General features: G+C 40.4%; 19 protein-coding genes, 2 tRNA genes, 1 rRNA gene and 1 riboswitch. Of the genes, 6 read left to right on the forward strand and 16 right to left on the reverse strand.

Annotated elements, in window-relative coordinates:
- Nucleotides 1-103: 103 nt before the first annotated feature.
- From L3V77_RS16630 to L3V77_RS16640, 3 genes are all read right to left on the reverse strand, one after another.
- Nucleotides 104-179, reverse strand: a tRNA-Ala gene (locus L3V77_RS16630).
- Nucleotides 180-305: 126 nt separating this feature from the next.
- Nucleotides 306-382 (reverse strand) — tRNA-Ile (locus tag L3V77_RS16635).
- 139 nt (nt 383-521) lie between these two features.
- Nucleotides 522-2,074, reverse strand: a 16S ribosomal RNA gene (locus tag L3V77_RS16640).
- 670 nt (nt 2,075-2,744) lie between these two features.
- Here L3V77_RS16640 and L3V77_RS16645 point away from each other — a divergent pair.
- The gene (locus L3V77_RS16645) at nt 2,745-3,197 is read left to right on the forward strand and encodes an RNA-binding protein (protein WP_275135104.1); all 453 of its coding nucleotides are present in this window, start codon (nt 2,745-2,747) and stop codon (nt 3,195-3,197) included.
- Here the strand turns inward: L3V77_RS16645 and murI are convergent.
- Both murI and L3V77_RS16655 read right to left on the reverse strand, forming a co-directional pair.
- Nucleotides 3,166-3,960, reverse strand: a complete 795-nt coding sequence (gene murI, locus L3V77_RS16650; protein WP_275135105.1) for a glutamate racemase — start codon at nt 3,958-3,960, stop codon at nt 3,166-3,168. The two genes, L3V77_RS16645 and murI, sit on opposite strands and share 32 nt — an antisense overlap.
- A gap of 183 nt (nt 3,961-4,143) precedes the next feature.
- Entirely contained in the window at nt 4,144-6,009 is a 1,866-nt protein-coding gene (locus tag L3V77_RS16655; protein ID WP_275135106.1) for a TonB-dependent receptor, read from the reverse strand.
- Nucleotides 6,010-6,044: 35 nt separating this feature from the next.
- Nucleotides 6,045-6,274: riboswitch (cobalamin riboswitch) on the reverse strand.
- A gap of 130 nt (nt 6,275-6,404) precedes the next feature.
- Between L3V77_RS16655 and trmA the strand changes: the two genes are divergently transcribed.
- Nucleotides 6,405-7,514: a tRNA (uridine(54)-C5)-methyltransferase TrmA gene (gene trmA / locus L3V77_RS16660; protein ID WP_275135107.1), complete on the forward strand. Its 1,110-nt coding sequence runs from the start codon at nt 6,405-6,407 to the stop codon at nt 7,512-7,514.
- 49 nt (nt 7,515-7,563) lie between these two features.
- Here trmA and L3V77_RS16665 read toward each other — a convergent pair whose 3' ends face one another.
- Together L3V77_RS16665 and fabR are read right to left on the reverse strand one after the other, a co-directional pair.
- Nucleotides 7,564-7,935, reverse strand: a complete 372-nt coding sequence (locus L3V77_RS16665) for a YijD family membrane protein (RefSeq protein ID WP_275135108.1) — start codon at nt 7,933-7,935, stop codon at nt 7,564-7,566.
- A gap of 2 nt (nt 7,936-7,937) precedes the next feature.
- Nucleotides 7,938-8,561, reverse strand: a complete 624-nt coding sequence (fabR, locus tag L3V77_RS16670) for an HTH-type transcriptional repressor FabR (protein WP_195704638.1) — start codon at nt 8,559-8,561, stop codon at nt 7,938-7,940.
- Nucleotides 8,562-8,784: 223 nt separating this feature from the next.
- Between fabR and sthA the strand changes: the two genes are divergently transcribed.
- The gene (gene sthA, locus L3V77_RS16675; protein WP_275135109.1) at nt 8,785-10,185 is read left to right on the forward strand and encodes a Si-specific NAD(P)(+) transhydrogenase; all 1,401 of its coding nucleotides are present in this window, start codon (nt 8,785-8,787) and stop codon (nt 10,183-10,185) included.
- A 64-nt stretch (nt 10,186-10,249) separates the two neighbouring features.
- Here sthA and dinF read toward each other — a convergent pair whose 3' ends face one another.
- The 4 genes from dinF to L3V77_RS16695 form a co-directional block, all read right to left on the reverse strand.
- Complete coding sequence (gene dinF, locus L3V77_RS16680; protein ID WP_275135110.1) at nt 10,250-11,602, reverse strand: MATE family efflux transporter DinF; 1,353 nt, start codon at nt 11,600-11,602, stop codon at nt 10,250-10,252.
- Nucleotides 11,603-11,662: 60 nt separating this feature from the next.
- The gene (locus L3V77_RS16685) at nt 11,663-12,493 is read right to left on the reverse strand and encodes a class I SAM-dependent methyltransferase (RefSeq protein WP_275135111.1); all 831 of its coding nucleotides are present in this window, start codon (nt 12,491-12,493) and stop codon (nt 11,663-11,665) included.
- Between the two features lie 59 nt (nt 12,494-12,552).
- Entirely contained in the window at nt 12,553-13,176 is a 624-nt protein-coding gene (gene lexA, locus L3V77_RS16690) for a transcriptional repressor LexA (RefSeq protein ID WP_195704642.1), read from the reverse strand.
- 106 nt (nt 13,177-13,282) lie between these two features.
- Nucleotides 13,283-13,744: an Lrp/AsnC family transcriptional regulator gene (locus tag L3V77_RS16695; protein WP_275135112.1), complete on the reverse strand. Its 462-nt coding sequence runs from the start codon at nt 13,742-13,744 to the stop codon at nt 13,283-13,285.
- A 313-nt stretch (nt 13,745-14,057) separates the two neighbouring features.
- Between L3V77_RS16695 and L3V77_RS16700 the strand changes: the two genes are divergently transcribed.
- The gene (locus L3V77_RS16700; protein WP_275135113.1) at nt 14,058-14,984 is read left to right on the forward strand and encodes a hypothetical protein; all 927 of its coding nucleotides are present in this window, start codon (nt 14,058-14,060) and stop codon (nt 14,982-14,984) included.
- A gap of 371 nt (nt 14,985-15,355) precedes the next feature.
- Nucleotides 15,356-17,782 (forward strand): glycerol-3-phosphate 1-O-acyltransferase PlsB, encoded by a 2,427-nt coding sequence (gene plsB / locus L3V77_RS16705; RefSeq protein WP_275135114.1) that lies wholly within the window; start codon nt 15,356-15,358, stop codon nt 17,780-17,782.
- Between the two features lie 89 nt (nt 17,783-17,871).
- On the opposite strand, the gene ubiA is transcribed toward plsB, so the two are convergent.
- On the reverse strand, nt 17,872-18,726 hold the full coding sequence (gene ubiA, locus L3V77_RS16710; protein ID WP_275135115.1) for a 4-hydroxybenzoate octaprenyltransferase: 855 nt from the start codon (nt 18,724-18,726) through the stop codon (nt 17,872-17,874).
- Complete coding sequence (locus L3V77_RS16715; protein WP_275135116.1) at nt 18,727-19,266, reverse strand: chorismate lyase; 540 nt, start codon at nt 19,264-19,266, stop codon at nt 18,727-18,729.
- Nucleotides 19,267-19,415: 149 nt separating this feature from the next.
- On the opposite strand from L3V77_RS16715, the gene L3V77_RS16720 reads away from it, so the two are divergent.
- The gene (locus L3V77_RS16720; protein ID WP_275135117.1) at nt 19,416-19,832 is read left to right on the forward strand and encodes a flagellar basal body-associated protein FliL; all 417 of its coding nucleotides are present in this window, start codon (nt 19,416-19,418) and stop codon (nt 19,830-19,832) included.
- A 74-nt stretch (nt 19,833-19,906) separates the two neighbouring features.
- On the opposite strand, the gene glpG is transcribed toward L3V77_RS16720, so the two are convergent.
- The 3 genes from glpG to rpoH all read right to left on the reverse strand — a co-directional run bounded on the left by glpG (nt 19,907) and on the right by rpoH (nt 22,422).
- Complete coding sequence (gene glpG, locus L3V77_RS16725; protein ID WP_275135118.1) at nt 19,907-20,746, reverse strand: rhomboid family intramembrane serine protease GlpG; 840 nt, start codon at nt 20,744-20,746, stop codon at nt 19,907-19,909.
- Nucleotides 20,747-21,067 (reverse strand): thiosulfate sulfurtransferase GlpE, encoded by a 321-nt coding sequence (gene glpE, locus L3V77_RS16730; protein WP_275135119.1) that lies wholly within the window; start codon nt 21,065-21,067, stop codon nt 20,747-20,749.
- A gap of 500 nt (nt 21,068-21,567) precedes the next feature.
- Complete coding sequence (rpoH, locus tag L3V77_RS16735; protein WP_195704651.1) at nt 21,568-22,422, reverse strand: RNA polymerase sigma factor RpoH; 855 nt, start codon at nt 22,420-22,422, stop codon at nt 21,568-21,570.
- Between the last annotated feature and the right edge of the window lie 169 nt (nt 22,423-22,591).

The raw sequence follows: 22,591 nt of genomic DNA on the forward strand, positions 1-22,591 counted from the left end.
ATTATTTATCAGTCAGCTTTCCAAATTGTTAAAGAGCAAAGATTCATCAAATGAACCATTTTTAAATATTCTTTTCTCTATGCAGAGTAAAAACACTTAAAGATGGTGGAGCTATGCGGGATCGAACCGCAGACCTCCTGCGTGCAAGGCAGGCGCTCTCCCAGCTGAGCTATAACCCCATCAGTTGGGTGTTTTTTTGATAACTCATTAAACTAAACTGAGAAAATTCTTTTTATGCAAGGCAAGTTAGGAGGAGGCATAATAATAATATGCGACGACTGACTTAACGCGGCAGAAGAAGATTTTGGTGGGTCTGAGTGGACTTGAACCACCGACCTCCCGCTTATCAGGCGAGCGCTCTAACCAGCTGAGCTACAGACCCATTCTTGCTTTATGTTTTCTCTTAGTTGAACGAAGAAAAATCATGACGCAATAACAGAAGATATTTCTGAGTTATCATCTCTTTGCTTTTCTAAACCTATTTCAATCTGTGTGGACACTCATCATGCGCAATCATCGTTTAAGGAGGTGATCCAGCCCCAGGTTCCCCTAGGGCTACCTTGTTACGACTTCACCCCAGTCATGAACCACAAAGTGGTAAGCGTCCCCCCGAAGGTTAAACTACCTACTTCTTTTGCAGCCCACTCCCATGGTGTGACGGGCGGTGTGTACAAGGCCCGGGAACGTATTCACCGTAGCATTCTGATCTACGATTACTAGCGATTCCGACTTCATGGAGTCGAGTTGCAGACTCCAATCCGGACTACGACGCACTTTTTGGGATTCGCTCACTATTGCTAGCTGGCTGCCCTCTGTATGCGCCATTGTAGCACGTGTGTAGCCCTACTCGTAAGGGCCATGATGACTTGACGTCGTCCCCACCTTCCTCCGGTTTATCACCGGCAGTCTCCCCAAAGTTCCCGACATAACTCGCTGGCAATTAAGGATAAGGGTTGCGCTCGTTGCGGGACTTAACCCAACATTTCACAACACGAGCTGACGACAGCCATGCAGCACCTGTCTCAGAGCTCCCGAAGGCACGCCTGTGTCTCCACTGGCTTCTCTGGATGTCAAGAGTAGGTAAGGTTCTTCGCGTTGCATCGAATTAAACCACATGCTCCACCGCTTGTGCGGGCCCCCGTCAATTCATTTGAGTTTTAATCTTGCGACCGTACTCCCCAGGCGGTCTACTTAACGCGTTAGCTCCGAAAGCCACGGCTCAAGGCCACAACCTTCAAGTAGACATCGTTTACGGCGTGGACTACCAGGGTATCTAATCCTGTTTGCTCCCCACGCTTTCGCATCTGAGTGTCAGTATCTGTCCAGGGGGCCGCCTTCGCCACTGGTATTCCTTCAGATCTCTACGCATTTCACCGCTACACCTGAAATTCTACCCCCCTCTACAGTACTCTAGTTTGCCAGTTTCAAATGACCTTCCGGGGTTGAGCCCCGGGCTTTCACATCTGACTTAACAAACCACCTGCATGCGCTTTACGCCCAGTAATTCCGATTAACGCTCGCACCCTCCGTATTACCGCGGCTGCTGGCACGGAGTTAGCCGGTGCTTCTTCTGTAGCTAACGTCAAACAATAAGCGTATTAAACTTACTGTCTTCCTCACTACTGAAAGTACTTTACAACCCGAAGGCCTTCTTCATACACGCGGCATGGCTGCATCAGGCTTTCGCCCATTGTGCAATATTCCCCACTGCTGCCTCCCGTAGGAGTCTGGACCGTGTCTCAGTTCCAGTGTGGCTGATCATCCTCTCAGACCAGCTAGAGATCGTCGCCTTGGTGAGCCATTACCCCACCAACTAGCTAATCTCACTTAGGCTTATCCAATCGCGGAAGGCCCGAAGGTCCCCTCCTTTCCCCCGTAGGGCGTATGCGGTATTAGCTATCGTTTCCAATAGTTATCCCCCTCAACTGGGCAAATTCCTAAGCATTACTCACCCGTCCGCCGCTCGACGCCTATTAACGCTCCCGAAGGATTGTTAATTTCGTTTCCGCTCGACTTGCATGTGTTAAGCCTGCCGCCAGCGTTCAATCTGAGCCATGATCAAACTCTTCAATTTAAGTTCTTTTTGGCTCAATGAATACTGACTTTAAATTGCCTTTTACTTTAGATAACCAAAGGTTAAATAGTAAAGTGTTCTTTAAAGTTCTATCACTCCAACAGAGTGATATTTAAATAACTGTGTTCAACGTTAATTCACTTTCACTTTTAAAAAAGTAAAAACAAAATAAGCATCAAATTAGGTCACTCAGTTCATTGAAACCGTTGTTGATTTCGTGCCCTAAAGCAGAGAATCATCTTCGATTGTCATCAACGAGTGCCCACACAGATTGATATAGGTTTAAATTGTTAAAGAGCGTTCTAACTATCGAATCTTTATCAGTTCCAATCAGTTAGGGATGCGTATTCTACGCTTCCATTTTAATGAGTCAAGATCTTTTTGGATCCTTTTCTCATCACCATTTTTCACTGTACTTTCTGTTGCTGTACTCCGTGTTGGTGAGGGCGCATTATAGGGAGGTTTTTTTTTCTGGCAAGATCTTTTTTGATTTATTTTTCTGCTTGCTTAAAAAACGATCAAACAGATATTTATTGGATAAAATTTCAACATTTGAGCAGAGTCACATCAATAGGTTGGAAATTAAGCAGAGTTACCCGTAGTATTCAGGAAGCTATATTTGTTAGCTATATATCCCATTTTTTTTATCTACTAGACGTTGTATTCAAATATGAACTCTAAAAAATTTATCTTTTTAATAATCGCTCTCGCTGTACTTGGCGCTGCTATCTTTTCTCAATTAGCAGTTTCTCCCGCTATATCTTTTGTAATTGGTGTAGTTGCATCAGCATTTATCCTTAACCTTTCTTGTTCTACTTCTTCTTCTCCTGCGACACCAAAAGACAAACCATCTACAACAACACTGTATGTTGGTAATCTTCCATACAAAGCGAACGAAACCAATGTTCGTCAAGTATTTTCTGAACATGGCGAAGTATTTGCCGTACGCTTAATGAAAGACAAACGAACTGGTAAACGACGCGGTTTTGGCTTTGTTGTGGTTGGCAGTAACGATGTCGATAATGTTATTTCTGGATTAAACGATCATGATTATATGCAGCGTACTTTGAAAGTACGTATCGCCAATGATCCTAAACATCCTGAGTCGGAATCGTCTCAATAGTTTCAAAACCAAGTTTTTTGAACGTTATGTATAGTGCTTCTTCTTTTTTAGAAGAAGCACTATTGTAAGCAACCATTTCTCGCTTGCTCTTCATATCATGATTAAAATTGATTAACGAAACTACCCTTCTCGCAATAGCCGCTCCTGAATCAATAATTTGAACCTTATTCCCTAACACTTGTTTTATTTCATCTCTAAGCAAAGGGAAATGTGTACAACCTAAAACCGCTACGTCTATTTTTCCGATAAGTGGCTTCAATACACAAGCTAAAGATTCCATACAGACCGGTTTGCCTTTTAGTTTGTTCTCTGCCATATCGACTAATTCCGTCGATCCTAATAGCTTAATCGGAACAGAAGACAGATAATGTTTAATAAGGGTTTGAGTATACTCTCGCTTTACCGTTGCAGGTGTCGCGATAAGTCCGACTGCAATATTTGAAATAAGAGATGCTGGCTTTATTGCCGGTACAACACCAACAACAGGTATAGAAAATGATTCGCGTAATGAAGGAAGTACAATTGTACTTGCTGTATTGCATGCTATGACAATAACGTCAACCCGATGCCGCTGAGTAGCATAACGCACCATATCATTCACTCTTTCGATGAGCGTATCAGGGTCAAGCTCACCGTAGGGGTAACCTTTGTCATCAAATAGATAGATATAATTTGCGTTAGGAAGTTCTTTGCAAACTTCTTGATAAACTGACAATCCACCAACGCCAGAATCGAAGATCAGGATATTAGCTTGCTGTGGCAAAGTTAAAACCAGTCAGGTAAAGAAGAAAGATCTTACTTAATAGTTTCTATTTGGCAACAATAAAGTCAACTATCTAAGCGCTAGGATTTGTTATTGTTAATATCTCAATATATCTAAACATAGAAAACCCCCAATGCCAGTTAGTCCAACAATTGAGGGGTTTTCATAAAGCCGTTTTGCAATTTAGAACTGATAAGTTCCAGTAAAAAATGCAGTTCGGCCAGGTCCTTTGTAATAGTAATTATCGCCAGTCACGAAACTACTACTCCCATAACCTGTTTCATAATCAGTATCAAAAGCATTATTTACCCGCAATCCTAATTTAAGAGAACTCGTCGCCAAATATCCTATACCTAAATCAACAACAGTATAAGCATCAAGTTCCTTGTCAGAATTGTCTGCTCTTTCTCCCGTATATAACGCCGACACACTCAGATCGAAGTTTTCATAAAAATACATCATATTCCAAGCAAATTTATTTTCAGGGATACGAACTAATGCATCTCCTGTACTTTTATCTTCTGAATCCATCCATTCAGCAACAAGTTCATGGTTGATTGGCCCCGTATAGAAATCAATTGCGACTTCAATGCCTTCTATTGTCGCATCATTAACATTTGAAGGTGTCCATTTTCCGCTTCCATTCTCTTGAGCCCAATTTATAAGGTTTTCGATTTCTGTTTTATATGCCGTAATGCTCCAGTTTAACACTTCGTAGTTGCCTCGAAGACCAACCTCCGCGGACTCCGACTCTTCCGGTTTTAAATTTGGGTTACCTTTATCATAAGCAGATTCAGGCCAATACAAGTCGTTAAATGTTGGCGCTTTAAATGCACTACCAATAGAAGATACTATTTGAAGTGATTTCGAGATTTGATACCCTGCTGCCGCATTCCAAGTTGTCTTTCCACCAAATGCGCTATCATCATCATGTCTTAAACTCAGTTCTAAGCTTAGTGGATCAAATACAAAACTAGAGGTCAAGAATGCCGCTTTGTTTTCTTTATCTAGTTTTTCGTAATTATCCGTATTTGAGCCTCCTCTATCAGCGCTCTCTTTGTAATAATCTAATCCTGCATTAAGAACGATATTATTAAGAGCCAAATAGGTATTTACCCAGGAAACACCATTACGACGAGAAGTTATTGTCCCTTTCGCATTTTGTCCTTCAGCATCACCCGTTGCTTGATAACTCTTACCTAAAAAAAACTGTAGATTAGAAAGGTAATTCTTTTTTTCATATGTAACACCACTGGACAAACTATAGAACTCATCATCTTGTTGATTTTTCGAACCGTCATATTGACCTGCGTATTCGAAATCTGACGATTTGTCATATCCACTAAACATCAAAGACCATTCATCATTTAGTTGGTGATTAATATGACCGAATGCTGTTTGGGCTGAATAACCAAACTTTTCACCATCCGCGGCCAATTCATATATTTTGTAACCATCGCTTTGTTCTTTGTTTACTACAAAAGAACCTTGAGTATTTTCTGAAATATTACCTGATGACCGCCAACCAACTTGGCCATGATCTTCGCTACCATAACCTACTCTCAACTCATGGGTTTCTTCTGAAGATATAGTGCTTATCGCAATCACTCCGCCAATAGCATCAGATCCATAAACAGAAGCCCGTGGGCCTCTCACTATCTCAATACTCTGAATAGCAAAAGCGGGGATTAGTCCGATGGATGCTCCCCCCAACGTTGGCGAATTAACTCTAACGCCATCAACTAAAACGAGGGCATGCTTAGATTTCGTTCCACGGATATATATAGAAGAGGCATTGCCTTTGTTCCCTAGCGTATTAACCGTAATTCCAGGAACGCTTTTCAGTAACTCTAAAGCAGTGGTAGCTTGCGTCGCTTCTATACGCTCTCTATCAATAACCGTTATTGAAGCCAGAGCGGAACTCTCCGCTTGTTCAAAACGGTTGGCTGTAACAACGACAGTTTCGATATCAGAAGAAGATTGTGCAAAAGAGAGTGGTGATGCAGAAACTAGCGATGCCACTGCGGCCGCTATTATTGATTTGTTCATTAATAATCCTGTTCGCGTAAGTCCTAGCAAATGAGAAAGTTCATTTACTTGCTGGCAGGTATTCGGACTTAGGAGCATGACCTATGATAATATTAGTTGGTCGCCTAGCATCTCACTTCCCACTCATCATTGGATGTAGCAGTGTGTGGTTTTCACCGTAGATGTTCGTTCTCTTTTACCGCTGCGCGTCAGTTCTGGATTTTCACCAGATTCCCATTTCAGGCAATTTATAGTTTCAATTGCCACCAGCTCTGGAACGGATACTAATTATCAATATATCTCTTGTCTAGTGGAAAAAATTACGTTTCTACATGAAACTTATTCATATCAGTACTGGACAACCAAGCCGGATTGAATAAAATCTGCGCTCCTTGTGTAAAGTTAAAGGCATATCTATGGCAAACCTGGAAATAAACTCTAATCGCTACCACGAACAGCTGAAAGAGAAGGCGAATCGTCTCAACGAAATGTTTGTTGAATATGATGTACCTGAGTTGGAAATATTTGAATCTCCTGAGCAAAATTATCGTATGAGAGCCGAATTTCGCGTTTGGCACGAAGGTGAAGCTCTTTATTACATAATGTTTAATCAAGGAACTCGTGAGAAAATTCGCGTTGATCAATTCCCTGCGGCCAGCAACGTAATTAACGAGTTGATGCCACTCCTTATAGATACGATCAAAAACAACGATGACCTTCGGAAAAAACTGTTTCAAGTTGATTTTCTGTCAACCTTAAATGGCGAAGTGCTTATTTCTCTTCTTTATCACCGTCAGCTTGATGATAAATGGACTGAAGAGGCAAAAGCATTGAGGGTATTGCTTAATAATAGAGGCTTCAATCTTAATATTATCGGACGAGCAAGAAAAATGAAAATAGTGCTCGAGCGTGATTATGTGATTGAAAAATTAAATGTTCATGGCCGTACCTATATCTATCAACAAGTAGAAAATAGCTTTACTCAACCGAACGGTATTGTTGCTCAGAAAATGCTGGAGTGGGCGGTAGACTGTACGAAAGAAAGCAGTGGTGATTTATTAGAGCTCTATTGTGGGAACGGTAACTTTTCATTAGCCCTCGCTCAAAATTTTGAACGCGTACTCGCAACCGAAGTCGCTATGCCATCAGTAGTTTCAGCTCAATACAATATCACGGCAAATAAGATAGATAATGTCCAAATTATCCGTATGTCCGCTGAGGAGTTTACCGAAGCGATGGAAGGTAAACGGGAGTTTCGACGTTTAAAACAAGCGAATATTGACCTAACTAGTTACAACTGCAACACTATTTTTGTCGATCCACCAAGATCTGGCATGGACGAAGACACTTGTAGAATGGTTCAAGGTTATGAACGAATTTTATATATCTCTTGCAGCCCTGAAACGCTCAAAGAAAATCTCGAATTATTGTCTACAACTCACAAAATTATCAGATTCGCTCTATTTGACCAATTTCCTTACACCCACCATATGGAAGCTGGTGTTCTTTTAGAAAGGCGCAAATAAAGTAAATTAAAAAACGAGCATATCGCTCGTTTTTTAAATACCTAACTAGCTACTCACCCTTAGCGATGAAACCTAGTTTTTTCCCTACCCATAACAGTAACAACAACGTTACTATAATGGCGAAAAAATTCGATCCCGCCCCCGGATACTGAGCTTTTATAAATGCTGAGTAACCAAAAGCACCTACAAAAAAACAAGCCAAACCAACCAATGGGAGTTCTTCTGAAACGGGGTTACGTAAATAATTTTGATAAAGCATTTGTACTGATAGTACCAGTGCTATCAGTGGGAAAATGGAGAAAGCGACCTCGGTTACCGTCAACACAGAAAGTAATGCATTGCTGCACATACCCACAATTACCGCTAAAAGTAGCGTTTTTCTAGCAGAGTCACTTTTCGTTGGATTAGATTCATTCGACATAGTTATATCCTATTGTTTTGTCTTTCTCGCTCTTTTCTGTACCAATAAGCACCTTTGGCGGTCATTCTTAATTGCATCACTAACCTTTCAGTTAGTTCTTCTCTTTCATCTTTACTTAAATCCAACGCTTCTGCGCCGGAGCTAAATACCAAGATCACCGATGCTTCCGCCTGAATAGAAGCTTCCTCTCTATCCATTCCTGTGCTTATCAAATATTCGGTCATTTCAGCCACGAAATGTTGCATCTCTCTTGCCACTGCGGCTCTAAATTCAGCCGATGTACCTGAGCGTTCACGCAATAACAATCGAAACACGTTAGGGCTACTATCAATAAATTCCATAAAGGTTTCTACTGAAGTTCGAATAACACTGCCTTCTTTGGCAATTCGCTGCCTTGCTTGCCTCATAAGTTGCCTTAGGAGTAACCCGCCTTCATCAACCAAGGTTAATCCTAATTCATCCATATCTTTGAAATGACGATAGAATGAGGTTGGCGCAATACCTGCTTCCCTCGCGACTTCTCTTAAACTCAAATTTGAGAAACTGCGATCGGCTCTAAGCTGATTGAATGCTGCATCAATTAATGATCGGCGTGTTTTTTCTTTTTGTAGCGCACGAATTCCCATAGGGGGTTATTTTTACCAATAAAGCCAATTAACGTCTAATTACTATAACGCGAATTCGGACCAGTGAGAAATACACATTGTAAAAGCACAACTAACATCCATTAGATTTGCATAAGTCCGTGATCATTACCACTCTATAGTGTGATGACCATTTACCTATGGTGATAACAAGTTAAAATCTCGCTACAGCAATGTTAACAAAAATCATGGAAGGCGAATCAATATGGCTCGAAAAACTCACTTTGATGTGATCGTAATCGGTAGTGGTCCTGGAGGTGAAGGGGCAGCAATGGGATTAACCAAAGCAGGGTTAAATGTCGCCATAATTGAAAAGGAGCCAAGTGTTGGTGGCGGATGTACGCACTGGGGGACGATTCCTTCGAAAGCATTGAGACACGCAGTAAGCCGAATCATCGAATTTAATAGTAATCCACTGTTTCATCGCAATGTAAATAACGTGCATGCCTCTTTTGCCGATATTCTTAGCCATGCGAAAACCGTTATTGATAAGCAAACACGCCTTCGTCAAGGTTTTTATGATCGCAACCAATGTGACCTTATTTTTGGTAAAGCTCATTTTGTAGATAAAAATCAGGTTGCTGTAAAACAGGCTGACGGGAGCCTAGAATATTATACTGCGGACAAATTTGTCATCGCGACAGGTTCCAGACCTTACCAGCCCGAAGACGTTGACTTTAATCATCCTCGTATTTACGACAGCGACTCAATTCTTTCTTTAGGACATACTCCAAGAAACATCATTATTTACGGTGCAGGTGTCATCGGCTGCGAATACGCTTCCATCTTTCGCGGGTTAGATGTAAAAACCGATCTCATCAACACACGAGATCGCTTACTCTCATTTTTAGATAATGAAACTTCTGATGCTCTTTCATATCATTTTTGGAATAGTGGCGTTGTCATCCGAAATGACGAGACATATGAGAAAGTCGAAGCCACTGATGACGGTGTAATTATACACTTACAATCAGGGAAAAAAATGCGTGCAGACTGTTTGCTCTACGCCAATGGTCGAACGGGTAATACCGACAAACTAAACCTCGAATCAGCTGGATTGACTGCTGACGCCAGAGGGTCTCTAAGCGTCAATAAAAAATATCAAACAAAAGTAGAGCATATTTATGCCGTCGGAGATGTTATTGGATACCCTAGCTTAGCTAGTGCTGCATACGATCAAGGTCGATTTGTGGCACAGAACATTGTGAAAGGAAAAGCCGATACCCACTTAATAGAAGATATCCCTACTGGGATATACACCATACCGGAAATTAGTTCTGTGGGTAAAACAGAACAAGAACTCACTGCTGCGAAGGTTCCATATGAAGTCGGACGCTCTTCGTTTAAACACCTCGCTCGAGCTCAGATCGCCGGAAAAGATATTGGCAGCCTAAAAATTCTCTTTCATAGAGAAACCAAGGAGATATTGGGTATTCACTGTTTCGGGGAGCGCGCTGCGGAAATTATTCATATCGGGCAGGCTATAATGGAGCAAAAAGGAAAGGCGAATAACATCGAATATTTCGTCAATACGACCTTTAATTACCCCACAATGGCAGAAGCTTACCGAGTAGCGGCTTTAAACGGACTTAATCGTCTGTTTTAAAATAAAAGACTATACGCGGTAGTCATTATGTTCAGGCTGAGAATACCTCAGCCTGAACGAACTCTCAGAGAAAAACACCTCTTCTCCACTGCAAAACAAAAACAAACCCTAAACTTACACCACGTATGACCATAAAACTTATCATCGCCGCCCATAAGGCGTGATTACCAAAACCGCTCATCAAACCGAAGACCGAAAAAAAGGTACAAGTGGCAATAAACATGCTATTTCTCATCTCCTTGCCTTTTGTCGCACCGATAAAAATACCATCTAAAACAAAACACCACATAGCACACAATGGCATAGCAATTAACCAAGGGAGGTACACACTGGCAATCTTATTAACACGTTCAATATCAGTGATCATGGAGATTAAGTTGTTACCAAAGAGATAAAAAACGCACCCTAGAAAGAAACAAATGACGAAACTCCAAATAAACGTAACCATTATCGACTCTTTCAACGCCTCTCTATTTTTCGCGCCTATCGCTTTGCCCACCATGGCTTCAATGGCATAAGCAAACCCATCCATACCATAAGATATAATCATCAGAAAACTCATCAATACTGCATTAGCTGCGACGACATCATCACCATAGCTTGCTCCTTGAAAGGTCATGAAGCTAAAGGCACCCTGTAGGCATAGCGAACGTAGAAAAATATCTCGATTGAGTTTGACGAACCGTGATAGTCCACTCGTTAACCTTATGTTTTTTTTTCGTACTATTGATGAGATAGTAGGCAACTGAAAGTCTTTCCACGTCTTAACAATAAAACCCAAACCAATAACTAAGCTTGTGTATTCTGCAATAACAGAAGCAAGAGCGGCCCCTTCTACTCCCCAATTGAATCCAACCACAAAAAGAAAGTCTAAAGCAATATTGGTTACGTTGGCGAAAATCACCATCCACATGGGTGCTCGTGAGTTTTGGGTGCCTAACAACCAACCAAGCATGACATAATTAACAAGAGAAGCTGGTGCGCTCCACGCTCTAATAACAAAATAGGCCTCCCCGTAGTGCTTAACCTCATTACTCGCACGACTAAAATCGAAAATAATATCAGCCACCACTCGATGAAAAAGCAGAAATATTATTGCGAATGCAAAGGCCATAATCAAACCTTGAAGCAGAACCAAAACTAGTTGTTCTTTTTTCTCTCCACCTAGAGCTTGGGCGGTTAACCCAGTTGTCGACATTCTTAAAAAACCTAACAACCAGAACGTCACGCTGATCATCGTCCCACCCAAGGCGACACCACCTAAATACCATGAATGTTCTAAATGACCGATCACAGCGGCATCAACCAACCCCAGCAATGGAACAGTGATATTTGAAAGAACCATCGGAATAGCAAGAAGAAGTACTTGTTTGTGGATCGATTTATTCTGAAGCGTAGATAAAAAAGAATTAGACACATAAACCTCACTAAGTTGCTAGGAAGTGTAACTTAGTGATTCACTCATTGTCCCGTTAAATTACCAAGATAACTCAACGACAATCGGAGTAAGCCTATGTCTTAATGTTGGAAATGCAGCAATGGCACGTTGCCAAACTTTCCACCGTCCACAATTGTCATCAAATGGGGAGAATAATTTAATATATTTGCACCAAGGCAACCATTGCAACAGCTTTTCTGTTGGTTTATTAAAACCATGAGAATAGTTTTGGCTTCCTAATCTTTGCCCATAGCGAGTCGACGCTTTGTCACCGGCTACAACAATACAAGCATGGCATTGATTAAAATATCGACTCATATTTTGGACAAACTGAGCCACATCAGATTCTGAACGCGATAACAGCGCTTGTTCACAAACGATAATAACGGGCACATTGTTCGGTATAGATAAGGTTTGTACCCAATTAAAGCTATCGACGGAGCCATTGATTAATTTGTATCTATCACTTGGATGAAATAACTTTTCCCTCCAAAGCAAGTGCTCAGAAATGTCCAGCTCTACCCAGTGACACAAGCCATTATCTAATCGATAAAATCGAGTATCTAATCCTCCACCTATATTTAATACCCAAGCGTTAGGATGATCTTTTAAAAAAGCACCGACTCTTTCGTCGCAAAGCTTGGTAATCGTCGCATGCAATAGTTGTTTCTGAGCAATATCACCAGAAAGGCATTCTGAAGAAAGCTGACAGTATCGACAGGCATTAGCCGCTATAGGATCATAGACCAAACCATCATTAACCAGACTTTCTCGACTTCTTAACCACATGGGTTGTAGTAAGTGAACTGGCACATCATAGTGAGGCTTATTATTGATATTGGTTGAGGCTTTTATATATTGAACATTCATTATCATCTCTCCCGAATCAAAGATGATAATGATTATTATTTAGATTATCAAGTTATAAATTACATCCAGTCCGTATTTCGAATAATACCGACAGCAACACCTTCTATAGCTAAATGCTGTGATTCTAGATCGACTTTAATTGGAGAGAAATCTTCATTTTCTGCATGAAGCAATACTGTTGACCCTTTCCTTTCAAGCCGTTTAACTGTGACGTCATCATCGACACGAGCCACAACAACTTGACCATCTCTGACGTCTTGTGTTTTGTGTACCGCCAACAAATCACCATCCATGATGCCTATGTCTTTCATACTTTCACCTTGAACGCGAAGTAAAAAATCGGCTTGAGGTCGAAACATCGTAGGATCAACTTTATAGTTCGCTTCAACATGCTCTTGCGCCAAAATAGGTTCGCCAGCCGCGACTTGCCCTATTAATGGCAATCCTAAATCATCATTTACAGCATCACTTTGAAGCAAAACTCGAATCCCCCTAGATGCGCCAGGGATAATCTCAATAGCTTGCTTTTTAGCAAGGGCTTTTAAATGCTCTTCTGCGGCATTAGCAGAACGGAAACCCAACTCTCTAGCGATTTCTGCTCGTGTTGGGGGCATACCAGAATCTTCAATTTTGTCTCTAATCAGATCTAATACTTGTTGTTGACGAGGGGTTAACGGCTTCATAAGTCACCTGTTTTTTTATACAGTTAACTGTGAGTATATCCAGTATTTATTCGTTTGCAACGGAAAGGTGTCATTTTTTAACCAATGACCCATTGTTCATCTCTGTTTAGTCAATTATCAATTGCGTTTCATACTTGGCACGATTCATTGAGATCATCGTTTTGAACGTTTTAATATTTTCATTACTAAAGAAAATCGTCTCTTTTAGCCTCTCGTAAGTACGTAAGTCCGCCACATCAATAATCAGTACAAAATCCACCTCACCGGTCACCTGATAACACTCTTTCACTTCAGGTACACCTTGGAGTTGTTTTATAAAATTTTGATTAATCTGCTTTTTATCCCTCTCCATACATACCTCAACAACAATGTGTAATGGATTACCTAATTTTTCTGGGTTCAGAATGGCAACCTTTCGACTAATTACACCTTCTGTTGTTAGTCGCTGTACTCGCTTCAGACATGCAGGAGGAGACAATGCCACCCTTTCAGCAAGATCAACATTGGTAATAGAGCAGTCGATCTGCAATTCTCGCAAAATAGCTTTATCTGTCCGATCAAGAAACACTATTAACCTCACTCACCCATTATCAGAATAAAATACATTTATGGCTCTAAATTACAGCAATAATTTTTCAAATCTACTCTAAACTAATTAACTTGTAGAAGAATGATGCAGGTAAATAGATAATTATTGCCCTAATCCATCTAAAACTCATAAATGAACGTCGGTTTTTTGTTCTTATCAAGATGAGTTTATAAAGTAACTGCGTGTTACTTTATAAAAATTTAATGCAATAGAGGTAATAAAAGCCCTACCGGTGGATGTCGTTTGTCCCAAATTCAAGTTACTTATAAACGCATTAAAAGGATAATGTTTCATGTGGAACAATACGTTCATCATCCATATATCAAATCAGATTAAAGAGATCGTCCGAGTCTATCTGGTTTTAGTCAAGGTAATGCTTCCGGCTGTCATTATCGTAAAACTGTTAGACTTAGTTGGCGCCACAGATCTGCTTGCTTACTGTCTTTCTCCTGCAATGGACATTGTAGGGTTACCGCAAGAAATGGGCTTGGTATGGGCCGTCGCCTTATTAACCAATATATATACCGCTATGGTGGTGTTCTACTCAATTGCAGCTAATAATGCAATTTCTGTCGCGGACATTTCGGTGCTAGGAGTCATGATATTAATTGCTCATGGACTACCTGTAGAGGGCGCTATAGCCAAGTCATTAGGTATTCGATGGAGAGTCACATTACTTGTAAGAGTGGGAGGAGCATTATTATTAGGGTCAATATTGAACCTCTTATATTCAACTCTGCAATGGAAACAAGAACCAATTGCTTTATCTTGGGCACCAACTACGAGTCATTCGTTTGGATGGATTCAGTGGAGTATTGAACAAGCACAACTTTTTGCTTCTATCTTTGTCATTCTAACCGCCCTAATCATAATGCTGCGAATTCTACGCTTACTTGGAATTGAGGCACTATTACACAAATTACTATCACCATTATTAAGAGGACTCACGTTAGGTAAAGAGGCCGCCAACATTACAATTATTGGAATGACACTGGGAATTTCGTTCGGTGCAGGATTACTCATCGATGAAGTTAAAAAAGGGCACATTAGCAAACGGGATACTGCACTTGTCATGGGTTTCCTTGGGTTATGTCACAGCATAATTGAAGACACGCTGTTGATACTATTGCTCGGCGCTGACGTATACGCCATTCTTTGGGGAAGGCTTGTTTTCGCTATCTGCATCGTTGCTATTTGGGGACGAATGTATAAGCAATAAAATACAAGGTTAAGTAAACTGGAGCAATAGTCGAAAATAGCGGCAACCCAAAAAGCTTCTTCGCTTTTAAACACTGCGGGTATGCCTTGTGTAGAATAGGAACCGACTTTAGCAATGCGTTTGAATCCCCTTTTTTTGTAATTCATTTATTGTTACCTGCTGTTATAATTAGCCAACATATCAACTGTAACAAAAATGATAGAACAAATTGATTTAGACATGAAAGCTTAGACTAGTTTCTGGTATTCTTTCGGCGCAAAACTATCTTCATCGAGATCCCCCATAAAACTTCGATTTTCATCAGAGTTTTGGGATGAGTTCGAACCCTTGAACATAGTGCATTTTTGATAACTCTTGAGGCGATAAACCTAATGTCATCTGGACGTATAATTCCACGCTCACTTTTAAAGCTCCCTCTCTCTTTATTAGTAAAGAGTACCGCTATTCCTACTGAGCCAATTAAAGATTTAGACATCGATTTGGATAAACCTATCGTCTACGCACTCCCATTTCGTTCCAATGTTGACCTTTTTACATTGAGAAGAAAAGCATTAGAAATCGGTTTACCTGATCCTCTTTTGCCACTGAAGATAAACGGGAAAGAGTTAGGTCGATATGTCTATATTAGTTCGAGGCCAACAATACTCAAAAATGACAAGCACATACCAAGTGCTTCCATTGCTCTATTTAGCGATTTATTGACGTTGCATGGAGAAGATTCAGAGTTAGATGTTCAGGTTATTCCTGCGACCGTTTTATGGGGAAGAAAACCGGGTAAAGAAGCTGATCTAAGACCTTATTTGCGCGCAATGAATGGCCCACAAAAAGCCGCAGCGGTCATTGTTTCTGGTCGTGATTGCCAAGTGAGGTTTAGTCCCGTTGTTTCGCTTCGTTATATGGCAGATGTACATGGTACAGATGAATCGATAGCGCATAAACTCGCTCGAGTAGCACGAACCCACTTCTCAAGACAAAAGCTAGCCGCTATTGGGCCTAAACTCCCTAATCGCGAGCAATTATTTACTCGGCTACTCGATTCAGAAGTGATCCAAAAAGCTATCGAGAATGAAGCCAGCAGTAAAAATATCAGTCTCGAAAAGGCGCGGAAAGAAGCGCACTCGATACTCGATGAAATTGCCGCTAATTTCTCATATTCTCTGATTAAGAACGGAGAGAGGATACTGGGTTGGTTATGGAATAAGCTTTATAAAGGGCTTAACATTAGCAACGCCACGACGGTACGTCGATTGGCACAAGATGGGCATGAAATAGTTTACGTCCCGTGTCATCGAAGCCATATGGACTATTTATTACTCTCTTACGTTCTTTACCATGAAGGGATGGTTCCTCCTCATATTGCGGCAGGCATTAACCTTAACTTCTTCCCCGCAGGCTATATATTCCGTCGTGGCGGTGCCTTTTTTATTCGTCGCAGCTTCAAAGGAAATAAACTCTACTCCACTATATTCCGTGAATACCTCTCTGAGTTATTTACTAAAGGCTACTCGGTTGAGTATTTCAGTGAAGGTGGTCGTTCTCGTACAGGTAGACTACTGCCAGCAAAAACAGGCATGCTAGCCATGACTATCCAAACTATGTTACGAGAACAGAGCCGCCCTGTCACCCTAGTCCCAGTCTACATTGGCTATGAACATGTAATGGAAGTATCCACTTACGCGAAAGAGTTACGTGGAAAACGCAAAGAAAAAGAGAACGCAGGACAGGTACTTAAAACGATACGTAAGCTTCGTAATTTTGGTCAAGGTTATGTAAACTTTGGCGAACCAATCCCTCTAAACCAGTTCCTTAACGAAGAAGTTCCGGAATGGAAACAAGATATCAATCCTCTTGATCCACCTAGACCTAAATGGTTGACGCCAACAGTCAATAAACTCGCTGTTAAGATGATGACTCATATCAACGATGCTGCAGCAGCAAATGCATTAACGCTATGCGCAACCGCTCTGCTTGCATCTCGTCAGCGCGCCCTATCAAAAGATACATTGGTCGTGCAGATTGACTCGTATTTATCCCTACTTAAGAATGTCCCATACTCAAATACATTTACCATGCCAGACAAAACCGCAACAGAGTTAGTTGAGCATGCGATTTCATTGGATAAATTCGTAATCGAAACCGACACTATGGGTGATATTGTTTCCCTAGATCGCAATCAATCCATCTTGATGACTTACTACCGTAATAACATTATTCACCTATTCGCAATACCATCATTAATTTCACACTTGGTTGTTCGTCATGAAAGTATATCCGTAAAATACATTAAGTCTGTAGTACACCAACTTTATCCTTTCTTGAAAAAAGAGTTGTTTTTGAATTATGATCAATCAAATATTGATCAAACGGTCGAAAGCATCTTAGATGAACTGGTAAGGCAAAAACTGGTTTGCCGTACAGAAGATAATATCTCTATCGACCAACCTAGAATTCAATCATTGATGTTGCTTGCCCGTACTATCGCAGAGACACTGCAACGCTATGCCATTTCAATCAATCTTCTAGGGGCTAATCCAGAACTTGAAAAACCTGATCTAGAGAAGAAATGCCAGGAAGTTGCTCAACGTCTCGGTAGATTGCACGGTATCAATGCTCCAGAGTTTTTTGATAAAGGGGTATTTACTTCGTTATTTACAACATTGAAAGAACAACAATATATTGACGTGGATGGCAACTGTAATCTAGAGAACACTCAACATTTAGCTGATATGTTATCGGCGTTATTACCAACGGAAGTAAAGCTAACTATCCAAGAAAACCTATATAGTGAAGTAAAATAACCGTCATTTGAATAGCGTCATAACGAAAAAAGGTTCTGTCAATACAGAACCTTTTTCATCAAAACCATTTATTTGACGTCTTGGGTAGATTATAGATAACTAAGAAAAATCGACAAAGCCATAACTAATCCAACATTATTGTTATTTAAAAATGCCTTAAAACAGAGATTTCGTTCTCTCTTTTTAATCAAATTTTGTTGATACACAAACAATCCAGCCGACACTAGTATTCCCCAGTAAAAAACGGTACTTAGGTTCAGCCAGTTACCTAAAATCATAAACAATGCAAGCGTTAACAACTGCAATAAGCCAATAATAATTTTATCAAAACGACCAAACAAAATCGCGGTTGATTTTACCCCTATCCGCAAGTCATCATCTCTATCAACCATGGCATACTGAGTATCGTAAGCCATGGTCCATAACACATTAATGACAAATAATAACCATAAAGGAGACGTAAGTTCATTCGCTTGCGCAGCCCAAGCCATTGGTATCGCCCAACTGAATGCTAACCCTAGGAACAATTGAGGCAGATGAGTAAAACGCTTCATAAAAGGATAAATGAACGCCAATACGATACCGAAGAATGACAGCTTAACGGTGAGAGGATTCATAGTAAGTACAAGAAAAAAAGAAGATAACGCTAATATTAGAAATAAAACAATGGCTTCAAATGGTTTCACTTTCCCTGAAGGAAGAGGCCGTTGTTCTGTCCTTTGAACTCGTCCGTCAATTTTTCTATCTGCGAAATCATTGATAACACATCCAGCAGAGCGCATAAACAACACTCCAAAAACAAATACGATAACAACGTCTAATCTAGGATTACCTTCCGAAGCAAGTAACAAAGCCCATATGGTTGGCCACAGCAGTAATAATGAACCAATTGGTTTATCCATACGCATTAGTTGCCAGTAAGCTCTCGCTTTTACTAAGCTCATCTAAACCGTCTCCGTAAGATACACCGGTGAATCGGGAAGAAAAAGTTCTGCAACTAACATAGGTTTTTTATTCATCCATAAACGTGATCGTCTAGCAATAAGTCGCTGGTTAGGGAGGTTAACCCAGCCAAGTTGCAAGGCATCTCTACTCACACCCCCCACACTAAATACTGTTAATCCAAGTGGAATAGTACCCTGTTGAACTAAGTTATGTGGCTGTTCGTCCAAAGAAGCTTCAGGTATCAAAGTTCGACCAATGACCCATTCTTGCTCATCACCTAAAAGCATGACTTCTCTGAGTAAGCAACCAGTATCACTAAGAAGTTCTTTTTCTTCAATTGTGACCTCTCTAGCTGAAATCATCTCATTAAAAAGCATCTTAACCGTTAAGTTTTCACACTTTTCTTCAAAACGACGTGACAATGAGCCTCTTTCCAACAACCAATGTAGAGAAACACTCGAAGATAGTTCAAACTTGTCAATGTCTTGCCAATCAACTTTTTTGAGCGCAGCAATGTACAACGAAATCAGCTCAGTCATAGGTATATTTAATTAGTTCTAGTAATATAAGCAATTTATACTTGGTGTTTAGGCTAAAAAAGCCGCAGAATACAAACTTGTCTAGGTGCTACATTGTAGCAGACTAAGACGCCACGATAATCCGATAAAAAAAGAAAGATCTCATAAATATGCTTAAACAATATATTGTTTTAATAATTTTCGCTCTAACCAGTACTTTTTCAGTCACAACATATGCGGACGAAGAAGAGCAAAACAATGGGCCCACATTCGCCTATTATACACTGGCGCCCGATCTCACTACCAACGTATACACAAAAGGCAACAAACTGGCCTATCTGCAAGTCCGAGTCGATTTAATGGTCGCGGATAGCTCTTATGTTGTTGAACTAGAAAGACACGAACCTTTAATTCGAGATACTATCGTTGCATACATTGGTGAACAAACTGAAGATCAAGTAAAAACCCTTGCTGGAAGAGAAGAACTCAGAAAGCAACTCAAAGAAAATCTAAACAATTTGCTCATTGCCGAAACGGGTAAAACCCTCATAACAGATTTATTGTTTACTAAATTCCTCTTTCAATAATTCTGCTCTGATTTACCAAGCAATGGCATTTAAAGGCCATTGCTACGATAGACATTTTTTGCAATATACGATCATCAGCCATTTGTCTTTTTTGTCATCTGGCTATCAATCCAAGCAAGTAATAAACCAGACGCTAAACCAACCAAGTGAGCGGTATTAGCAATAGCCATATAAGGCTGCACATACCCTAGCACCAACCAAACAAGCATAAATATAACGATAGGTTTCGGTAAGCTCACCCCTTTCTCAGGCGATATGACACCTAACAACCATGAATATCCCATTAGCGCATACACCACTCCTGACAGTCCACCAAAGTTGGCACCTTCAACCCAATATTGACCCGCTCCCGACAGAGCCGATGATAATATAAAGATCTGCAATAATTTAATCGTACCAAGCCGCTTTTCTATATCTCCACCTAATTGCCACCACCACAGGAGATTAAAAGCAATATGGGTAACAGAGAAATGAATAAGTGCATGCGAAACCCAGCGCCAAATTTGCCACTTCTGTCCATCAAAAGCTGGAAAATGTGTTATTGAAAAAATTGAATTACCAAACCCTATTTGAAAAAGGATAAATAACGTAATAGAGACAGACATAATCAAAAGCGTAAAAGGTCCTGCTTTTGCTTTGACCATAGCCAGTATGCTGGGAGTCTGATATTTAAACTTTCTCGTTCTAGAGCCCGCGAGGTCCCACGATGCAGCTTGATACTTACTATCATTCGGATTCGCTAGGAAATGAGACAACTCCGATTCAGCTTCTAGTTTATCAATGTCGTCTTTAAGCCAAAGAGCAAATTGTCCCCCCCCCTCTGGCATCATATCGAGTTCTATTTTCCTTGATGCCATATAATCAATAAAAGCTTGAGCCGTTCTAGGGTTTTTGAGTGTGATTAGCTTAATCATTTAACCTCTCTGTATTGGCAAGTCAGCCATATGCCATGCTGTAAATCCGCCATCAACGCTATACACTTCTTCATAACCTTGATTCACTAAATATTGTGCGGCACCTTGACTGCTGACTCCGTGGTAGCACATAACAAGAATAGGGTGATCAAATTCAACCTCTTCCAGAAAGGCAACCATTGTATCGTTTGTTAAATGGCGAGCTGTTTCGGCATGGGAAGTAGTAAAAGAACCAGCATCTCGTATATCGAAAAGTGCTGCGCTTCTGTCGCTAATTAACTTCTTTGCTCCAACGGCATTTATCTTCTTAAAACTACTCATTGAGCTAACCTTCCCTGATGTTATTTTTGTCACTAGATTGTATACCAAGTGTTATTGGCACCCAAGTGACATAGCTTCTAACAAGAAATAAAAATTCTGTCGTTCTTCTGTCAAAATTATCTGAATAAGAGAATAAAAATTGCATTATTTTTTATCCACCGATGATCAATATTTCACCATCTGTGGATAAATCTGTGAATTACGTTGATAAAGTATCTCTTAATAAAAAGATCCACAACATGTAGTAGTGATCCTTATTTTTCTGTGTGTATCAAATAAACTATCCCCAATGGATATTCCCTCTTAATCCTAGTCTATCCGCTACTTCCTGACAGTTAATGAAAGTTTTCCTCACAGACTTATACACAGGTAAATTTCAATTTTGATCAAGCATATCGATCAATTTCGATCAGGCATAAAAAAACCGAGATCTCAACGATCTCGGCTCTAAAAAATTTTGGCGCTCTCAAAGTACTTTAAGTAGTGACAACGCTTTCTTATTAAAACTCGCCAACCGCCAGTTTTAACTTCTTCATTGCATTTTTTTCGAGTTGACGAATTCTCTCTGCAGAAACACTGTAGACTTCGGCTAGCTCTTGCAACGTTGATTTCTTATCATCTAACCAACGAGAACGGACGATATGTTGACTTCGTTCATCTAGCGTTGCCAAGGCATGAGTTAAGCGCGTATTAGTATGCGTTTCCCAATTATCAGCTTCAACATTATCTGCAACATCAGAATGTTTATCTTCTAGATAAAGTACGGGAGCTGAGTAACTTCCTGAATCGTCATCTTCATTCTGCAATTCAAAAGCAGCATCTTGTGCCGCTAGACGAGATTCCATCTCGCGTACTTCCGAAGGTGCAACACCTAATTCGCGAGCAACCGTTTCTACTTCACCGTTATTAAACCAACCTAAACGCTTTTTAGATTTACGTAAATTGAAAAAAAGTTTACGTTGAGCTTTGGTTGTAGCAATTTTAACAATACGCCAGTTTCTCAAAACGTACTCATGAATCTCAGCTTTTATCCAATGGACGGCAAAAGAGACAAGACGAACACCCACTTCAGGATTAAAGCGCTTCACTGCTTTCATTAAGCCGATATTACCTTCCTGAACCAAATCAGCCATCGGTAAACCGTAACCAGAATAACCTCGGGCAACATGAACGACGAATCGAAGGTGTGAAAGTATAAGACCTTTCGCAGCATCAATTTCACCTTTGTAATGCAATCGTTCTGCCAGATCACGCTCTTCTTCAGGTTTTAGCATAGGGTAGCTGTTTGCTGAACGAATATAACTGTCTAAGCTATCTTGCGTAACTAAAGCCATTGAATACTTTTGGTTTGCCATTCAATTCCTCATTCTTTTTACATTGAGCAATATTTTTACTCTAAACCCATCAATATTGAACTTAATCAAAGAAAATTTCAATAAGGGGACGGTAATTATCCATAGATACAATCACTATACAAGAGCGATTTACAAATATTTACTGTTTTAACCTGCTGTTTTAATCTTT

Source organism: Vibrio sp. DW001 (genome assembly GCF_029016285.1).
Lineage (GTDB): Bacteria > Pseudomonadota > Gammaproteobacteria > Enterobacterales > Vibrionaceae > Vibrio.